General features: G+C 69.2%; 6 protein-coding genes and 1 pseudogene. 3 read left to right on the top strand and 4 right to left on the bottom strand.

Annotated features, from left to right (window positions below):
• Positions 1-289: 289 nt before the first annotated feature.
• Together QMK28_RS20785 and QMK28_RS20780 are read right to left on the bottom strand one after the other, a co-directional pair.
• Positions 290-1,102, bottom strand: coding sequence for a S41 family peptidase (locus tag QMK28_RS20785; RefSeq protein ID WP_326440135.1), 813 nt, complete (start codon positions 1,100-1,102; stop codon positions 290-292).
• A 278-nt stretch (positions 1,103-1,380) separates the two neighbouring features.
• Positions 1,381-2,349 carry a threo-3-hydroxy-L-aspartate ammonia-lyase gene (locus QMK28_RS20780; RefSeq protein WP_326440133.1) on the bottom strand — a complete coding sequence of 323 codons (969 nt, stop codon included), beginning with the start codon at positions 2,347-2,349 and terminating at the stop codon, positions 1,381-1,383.
• Positions 2,350-2,743: 394 nt separating this feature from the next.
• Between QMK28_RS20780 and QMK28_RS20775 the strand changes: the two genes are divergently transcribed.
• Positions 2,744-3,130, top strand: coding sequence for a RidA family protein (locus QMK28_RS20775; protein WP_326440131.1), 387 nt, complete (start codon positions 2,744-2,746; stop codon positions 3,128-3,130).
• A gap of 234 nt (positions 3,131-3,364) precedes the next feature.
• Positions 3,365-4,567: a D-alanyl-D-alanine carboxypeptidase family protein gene (locus tag QMK28_RS20770; protein ID WP_326440129.1), complete on the top strand. Its 1,203-nt coding sequence runs from the start codon at positions 3,365-3,367 to the stop codon at positions 4,565-4,567.
• A 356-nt stretch (positions 4,568-4,923) separates the two neighbouring features.
• On the opposite strand, the gene QMK28_RS20765 is transcribed toward QMK28_RS20770, so the two are convergent.
• Both QMK28_RS20765 and QMK28_RS20760 read right to left on the bottom strand, forming a co-directional pair.
• Positions 4,924-5,268: a histone-like nucleoid-structuring protein Lsr2 gene (locus QMK28_RS20765; protein ID WP_326440127.1), complete on the bottom strand. Its 345-nt coding sequence runs from the start codon at positions 5,266-5,268 to the stop codon at positions 4,924-4,926.
• A 126-nt stretch (positions 5,269-5,394) separates the two neighbouring features.
• Positions 5,395-6,570, bottom strand: a complete 1,176-nt coding sequence (locus tag QMK28_RS20760) for a ThuA domain-containing protein (protein WP_443050779.1) — start codon at positions 6,568-6,570, stop codon at positions 5,395-5,397.
• A gap of 367 nt (positions 6,571-6,937) precedes the next feature.
• Here QMK28_RS20760 and QMK28_RS20755 point away from each other — a divergent pair.
• A pseudogene (locus QMK28_RS20755) lies at positions 6,938-7,513 on the top strand (glycoside hydrolase family 16 protein); the annotation flags it as partial.
• Positions 7,514-7,576: the final 63 nt, after the last annotated feature.

Genomic DNA, 7,576 nt, shown 5'->3' with positions numbered 1-7,576 from the left:
GGACAGAGGCCACCGCCACGGCCGGTGGCCTCTGTCCGGCCGCGGCCGGCAGCGCGGCCCGCGCCCCGCCCGGCGGCGCGGCGGCCGGTGCCCGCGCTTCCTCAGCGTCGCGGCTCCGTGCGCCCGGGGTATGTGTGCGAGCTGGGCAAGAAGCGGATTCCGCGGGAGCTGCTCAGCATGTGCCGGGATGTGTACGGCTCGTGAGCAGCCGGGCGGACGGGGCGGAGCGGATCGCGAGTGGCCGGGGGCGGTCCACCCGCCGGCCGCTCGCGCTCGTGCTCCGACTCCCCTAACGCCCCTTGCCGCCCAGCAGCTGACGGGCCCGGTTCAGCGGCGAGTCCTGGTGCCGGTCCAGTTCCTCGTCCGTGAACACCGGTGTGCTGGCATCAGGTGCGATGCCCGGTCCGTCGTACGTCCTGCCGTGCCGGTCGAGGTACTCCTCGTTGGGGAGCACCACGGCCCAGCCGTCCCCGGGGAGGAGTTTGAACAGCACATCGGAGAAGACGCCCTGGGTGTTGCCGCCGATCCGGGTGACCTTGGGGGTCCGTGCCATCAGGGACTGGGTGAAGGTCTCCCCGGCGCTGATCGTCGTCCCGCTGGTGAGCAGGGCGGCCGGGCCCCGGTAGCGGGGTGCGTGGGCGGGTTTCACCGTGATCGGTTCGGGGCGGGTGAACCGGCCCAGGGTCGGGCCAGCGCCGCGTCCACCCGGGCGAGCAGTTCGGGGGTGTCCGCGAGTGGTGCCCGGCCGCAGCCCGGAGTAGACGGCCTTGCCGCCCGCGACGAGTGCGGTGTGCGCGTCGTGCAGCGGGCGGATCATGTCCGTCAGGACGCGCGTCAGTTCCGCGTCCGTGGTGCGCGGTCCGACCAGCGGCCGGTAGCGCGCCCGGACGGCGTGCCAGTCGATGCCTTTGGCGGCGAAGAACGGGTAGTTCTCCTCGAACGTGCTCCAGAACACGTCGAATCGGGTCCGGGGGTCGGCGGGCGTGGGCCGGGTGCAGCGTTCGGGGAGCGCGGGCAGCCGCCGCAGGTGGGTCGTACCGACCGATGATTCGGACGCGAGGGTCGAGCGGGTGGGACGCCGGGCGCCGCCGGCCGGCGTCATGGTTGCGTCGGGGTGCGATCGAGCGGCTGTGGCGCGTCCGCACGCGGCCCGGTGCGGGCCGACGCCGTCGCCACCGCCGCGTACAGCAGTGCGGGGGCCGCCGCGAGGGCGAAGCAGACGGGCATAGGAGGAGGCGCGCGAAGGCGAAGACATGACGATGTTCCTCGAAAGGGCAGCGCGGACCAAGGGCGCTGCGAACGTGCGGGGCGCCGAAGTGCCGCGCCCGGTGGGTGCGGTCAGTGCGGGGTCCTAGACACGGTGGAGGAGGAACATGCGCGTCAACCTAGCAGCGACGCGAAGCGGGCCGGGTCGATATTCCCGCCGCTGATGATCACCCCGACTCGCTGCCCGCGCAGCTGGGCGCTCAGCTTGCGCACGGCGGCGAAGCCCAGACACCCGGTGGGCTCGACGACCAGCTTCATGAGCGAGGCGAACATCCGCATGGCTTCGACGAGTTCGTCATCGGTGGCGGTGTGGATCGCGGTGACCTCGCGGCGGATGATCTCGAAGGTGCGGGTGCCGAGGTGCTGGGTCTGCGCGCCGTCGGCGATGGTTTTCGGGGTGTCGATGCGCACGATGGCTCCCTGGCTCAGGGACTGCTGCCCGTCGTTGCCGGCTTCGGGTTCGACCCCGTGGAGCCGGCAGTCCGGCGAGAGCGCCCGCGCCGCCAGCGCCGTGCCCGACAGCAGCCCGCCGCCGCCCAGCGGCACGAACAGCGCGTCGAGGTCACCGACCTCTTCGAACAGTTCCTTGGCGACGGTGCCCTGGCCGGCGATCACGTCAGCGTGATCGTACGGCGGAATCAGCGTGAGCCCGCGGTCAGCGGCCAGCGTGCGAGTGATCTCCTCGCTGTCCTCGGTGTAGCGGTCGTAGCTGACGACCTGGCCGCCGTAGCCCTTGGTGGCGGCCACCTTCGAGGCCGGCGCGTCGTACGGCATGACGATCGTGGCCGGGATGTCCAACAGCCGGGCGGACAGCGCGACGGCCTGGGCGTGGTTGCCCGAGGAGTAGGCGACCACGCCGGCGCGCCGCTGCTCAGCGGTGAACCGCGACAGGGCGTTGAACGCGCCGCGGAACTTGAAGGCCCCCATGCGCTGGAAGCTCTCGCACTTGAACACCACGTCGGCGCCGACCTGTTCATTGATCAGGCGGGAGCTCAGCACCGGGGTGCGGTGGGCGTGCGGCGCGATGCGGACGGCGGCGTCGCGTACGTCTTCGTAGGTCGGCAGCTTCGGTGGCTGAGGCATCTGCTGGCTCCTTCGTCCGTGGAGTCCCGGTCCGGCCGTGGAGTCCGGCCGATCATGGTGTTCCGGCCGTCACGGTAGACGAGAGGAGCCGGTTCCCGACACGGATGTGGACCGGGGCGGGGAGCTTCTGGACGGAGCTGTGCATGGAGAGGGGCGGCTGCGGGCTCGACCACGACACGTAGGTGGGCGACGTGGGACGGTGCCTGCGGCTGCCCCATCCTGGTCGGCTGCTCGATCCGCGCCCGCGTCGGCGCATCCGCCGGCCGTCCGCCCCCTGGGACGGCCCTGCCGTCACCCCGAACAGTCTGGCAGCGCCGGTCCGGCACGCTCGGGCCGTGACACCGGCTCGCCGCGAACTGAGCCGGGCCCGCACGCACCGACTTCAGGGGACCTCATGCAGCAGCACTACCTCCGGCCCGACGGCCTGCCTCCGGTCAATGGATACAGCCATGCGGTCGCGTTCACCGGCCGGATGGTCGCGGTCTCCGGTCAGGTGCCGCTGGACGCGGAAGGGCGGCTGGTCGGGCCGGACGACGCGGAGGCCCAGGCCAGGCAGGTCTTCCAGAACCTCGAAACCACCCTCGCCGCGGCCGGCGCGGGCACGGGACAGGTCGTCAAGCTGACGTACTACCTCACGGATCTGGCCGATCTGGCGGCCCTGCGGCGGGTGCGCGACGAGTACATTTCGCCCGACACCCCGCCCGCCAGCTCGCTGGTGCAGGTCAGCGGCCTGGTGAACCCGGCGTTCCGGGTCGAGATCGAGGTGCTGGCGGCGGTGTGAGCGGGCCCCGCCGGGCCGGGGCATGGCACGGCGGGGCCCGCCCACCGCCGGCACGCGCGCATCCGCGTGACCGGAGCAGTCAGGAGAGCTGATCACCCCTCACCCGGCACTGAGTGCGGCGGACACGAATGCGCGCGGAGACGTCTGCTTGGAGTACCTGGAAATGCAGCCCGCCACGACGCTCCTTAGCGTGAGCGCATGCCCTTTGATGCACTTTTGTCCATTGGAGTCCGAGTGAGCGCGGCGGTAGTGATGGCCGGATTGGCAGTCAGCTGCCCAACCGCCGTCGCGCAGGCCCAGGACGCGCAGCACAACCAGCCGCAGCCCCGCGCCGGGGGGCACTCGCTGGACCGGTCCGGCGTGCAGGTACAGGCCACTCGCGGCGTCCCGGCGCTGCCCCGCGCACTGTCGGGCCAGGCCTGGGCGGTCACCGACGCCCGCACCGGGCAGGTCCTCGCGGCCAAGAACGCCCACCGCCGGCTCGCCCCGGCCAGCACCCTCAAGATCCTTTTCGCGCTCACCGTGCTGCCGAAATTCCCGCAGAACCTCGTACACGAAGTGACCTCTGAAGAGCTGACGGGCATCAAGCCCGGCAGCAGCCTGGTCGGCGTGCAGAAGTACAAGCGCTACCAGGTCGCCGACCTGTGGCGCGGCGTCTTCCTCAGTTCCGGCAACGACGCCGTCAGGACTCTGGCCGTGATGAACGGCGGCTGGCGGGCGACCAGCATCGAGATGCAGGCGACGGCGCGCCGGCTCGGCGCCCACGACACCCGCGTCAAGTCCCCCGACGGCTACGACACACCGGGGCAGGTCTCCTCGGCGCACGACCTGAGCGTCTTCGCCCGCGCGGGGCTCGCCGACGCCGACTTCGCGCGGTACGCGTCCACCGTCTCGGCTCGGTTCCCCGCCGCCGGAGGGCGGAACTCCTTCGGGATCCGGAACACCAACCGGTTGCTGTCCGGCGCCGACGGCGTCGCCCGCTACCGGGGCCTGACCGGCGTGAAGAACGGCTACACGAGCAGAGCCGGCAACACCCTCGTGGTGACGGCCAACCGCGGCGGACAAAAAGTGCTGGTGGCCGTCATGGACCCGCGCTCCGGCCGGCCGCAGGCCGTCTACGAGGAAGCCCGCTCACTCCTGGACTGGGGCTTCGCCGCCGTGGGCAAGGCGACTCCGGTGGGCACCCTGCCCACCGGGTCAACCACCGCGGTGAGCGACAGCCGCGCCGGCGACCACCCCCCCAGTAGCGCTTCCCCGCGAGCGGCGGCGAAACCGGAGTCGGCGTCGGTGTCGGTGTCCCATACGTCGACGGGGCACAGCCGGTGGCCGCTCGCGGCAGCCGCGCTCGCGCTGGTGGGCGGAGCGGCCGTGCTGTGGCGGGGGCGCGTCCGTGTGCCCGCGCGTGCACGTAGGCCTCTGCGTCGGCGTCGCGGATAGCGCGCGGAGGGTTCCGGGACCGATCAGCCGTACGGCAAGCGAAAATCGAATTGCCGCCGGACGGCTCATTCGACGCGACGCGGGGCGACAAACAGCACGTCTATCAAGGCACTTGGCGGACCGACGGGGGACACCGTCCAATTCACCGACCAGTACGGCAGCCAGGTCCGCGGCGCGATCGCGGACGGCCCCATTCGACCCGCCGCGCGGGAGCCGCGCCGTCGGTGGACCGGGAAAGCCGGGGCTGCCCGGCCGCCCCGCCGCGCGCATGGCTGTGGCCCCGACACTTGATGTGTCAGGGCCACAGCCGTGTAGGAAAATTCAGCTTCCGGGAGCTGAACCCCCGGTCCAATTGGTTACTTATTGGCCTTTTCGTAGGCTTCCTTGACGGAGGCAGGCACACGGCCGCGGTCGTTCACATCGTGACCGTTCGCCTTCGCCCAGGCCCTGATATCAGCGGTGTTCTCGCCCGTGGTCGGCGCCTTGCGCGCCTTCCCCTTGGCGGCCACGCCGCCGCGCACCCTGCGCGCGCCCGCGGCGGTGAGGTAAGGATTCAGAAGCTCAAGAAGCTTGTCATAGTTCTCGTGGGTGAGGTCGATCTCAACACCGGCCCCGTTCACCAGGATCGTGCTGGTCGAGATCTCCGTCGACTCTTCGCCGGTCAGATCGTCTACGTAGGTGGTTACTACCTTCTGTGCCATGCGGGAAGCATAAGCCCGATCATGCTCGGTCAGGAACCGCGATCCGGCCTTCACCTGGCGAGACCCCCGTCCATTCCGCTGCCGCGCACGCGACGGCTCAAGAAACGAATGCCCCCCGCATTCACTTCACGCCGGAGAGTGTTCGGATGCCCGGAACGCCTGGTCGGATGAACCGTCACAGACACGCTGCACGAGCTGGACGCCGTCGGCCGTCGAGGCGGCCGGAACGCTGAGGCATTTGGCGCTGAGGCGGTTGACGAAGTGGTAGTAGCCCGCCCCTTCCGACACCGCCTGCCACTGCTGATTTCCGCCGCCGCCATAGCTCCACAGTTGCAACGGGGCATTGTCGCCGGTGGAATGATTGGTCACATCGACGACCTGCGCGCTGTTGTTCCGATTGTTCATCCGGGAGAATCCACCGGCGGACGGCTGGAACTGGAACTGCTGGGCCGTCGTGCTGTTACAGGCGTACTGCTGGATCGCGGTCCCATTGGCGGACGCCACACCCCGGGCGTCAATACATTTTCCGTTACCGCGATTGGCCAGGCTATACCACGCGGTGGGTGAGAGTGAATCGGACGGAGGGGGCATACTGGAGCCGCCCAGCCACAACAGGCCGTCGATGATGAAGCGATTCTGGATTTCGCTCTCGAACGTGGACGACAGCGCGGTATTGGTGTCGTAGTTCATGGCGTCGTGGCCGAAGTTCGCGTAGAGCATCCGGTAGTTCTTGTTGGTCCACATGATGGGGTAGTCACCGCTGTACCACGTCTGGTTCGGGTCCGTGCCCACCGGGAAGCTCGACTGGTCGATGGAGGCCAGGACCTTGATGTTCGGATTTTTCCGAAGATCGCTGTTCCAGCTGTACCACTCGCTCACCGACGAGGTGAAGGTGGCCGGCAGCCGACCGGTCGAGGGGTGGCTCCGGTCCTCCGTCCGCAGGGTGACCGCCGTCGGCCCCCAGGTGTCGGACTTGAAGGCGCCGGTGCCCAGGAACTCATTGTGGTACCAGGCCCAGCTGTGCGGATCGGTGTTGAACGCGGAGACGTGGAATCCCATCCACCCGCCGCCGCCCCGCACATATTGTTCGAATGCGGAGCGCTGAGCGGCGGTCTGCGGAAAATCATCCAGAAAGAGGACCACTTGGTACTGGCTGAGATTGCCGCTGTTCAGCCGACTCCAGTCATTCGTCGAGGTGTAGGAGAAATTGTTCTGGTCCGCGACTTGCGGGAACCAGCGGTTCGCCTCCTGCACGAAATTGATATGGGCGGCGTCCCAGGTTCCGCCGTAGAAGGCGATCACCTTGAAGTTCGCCGCGCTCTCCTTCTATTCGCTGCCGTGAGCCGGCGCCGTCATGAGACCGAACGCGATGGCCAGTGCGGCGAGCACGCGTATCCACGTTCGCACCGCAGTGGAAAGGAACCTACTTCGCATGCGCGCGTCCTCCTGCTTTTGCGGTGTCGGCCGGTTGCCGGCGGGCGTCGGCGGACACCGGACCACGGCGACCGCGCCACCGCAAGCCCCGCCGTCGGCCAGGGGCACCGCGACCTCACCCCACCACACCCCTGCCACAACTGGTCCATACCAAACCCTTGACACCTCTTGAGGTCACTTCTTAAATCAAGATGTGAAAGAGGCCTCCCGGTACGGATACTCCTGACCGCTTGACCTGGTCATCACGGCCCGCAAGGACAACCCGGGCAACTACCAGTGCTGGTACGGCCGGTGCGAGTACACCTCGGCCCGGCTGAACACCGCCGGCAAGTTCACCCAGGCCTACGGCCGGGTGGAAGCCAGGATGAAGGTCCCGCGCGGCCAGGGCATGTGGCCGGCCTTCTGGATGCTCGGGGGCGACATCGGCCAGGTCGGATGGCCCAACTCGGGCGAGATCGACATCATGGAGAACGTCGGCTTCGAACCGTCGACGGTGCACGGCACCCTGCACGGTCCGGGCTACTCCGGCTCCGGCGGTATCGGAGCGGGCTACACGCTGCCCAACGGCCAGGCCTTCGCCGACGCCTTCCACACCTTCGCCATCGACTGGTCCCCGAACTCCGTGACCTGGTCGGTCGACGGCAACGTCTATCAGCGCCGCACCCCGGCGGATCTCGGCGGCCGGGCCTGGGTGTTCAACAAGCCCTTCTTCATGATTCTCAACCTCGCCGTCGGCGGCTATTGGCCCGGCGACCCGAACGGCAGCACCACGTTCCCGCAACAACTCGTCGTCGACTACGTGCGCGTCACCTAGGACCGATGGCCGTGGCGCCGACCGGCGCCCCGGCCACTCGTCGTCCTCCCCGCGGCGGAG

The sequence above is a fragment of the Streptomyces sp. H27-D2 genome, assembly GCF_035828615.1.
Taxonomy (GTDB): domain Bacteria; phylum Actinomycetota; class Actinomycetes; order Streptomycetales; family Streptomycetaceae; genus Streptomyces.
Note: the sequence above shows the minus strand (reverse complement) of the source record. Positions and strands in the feature narration are given on the sequence as shown.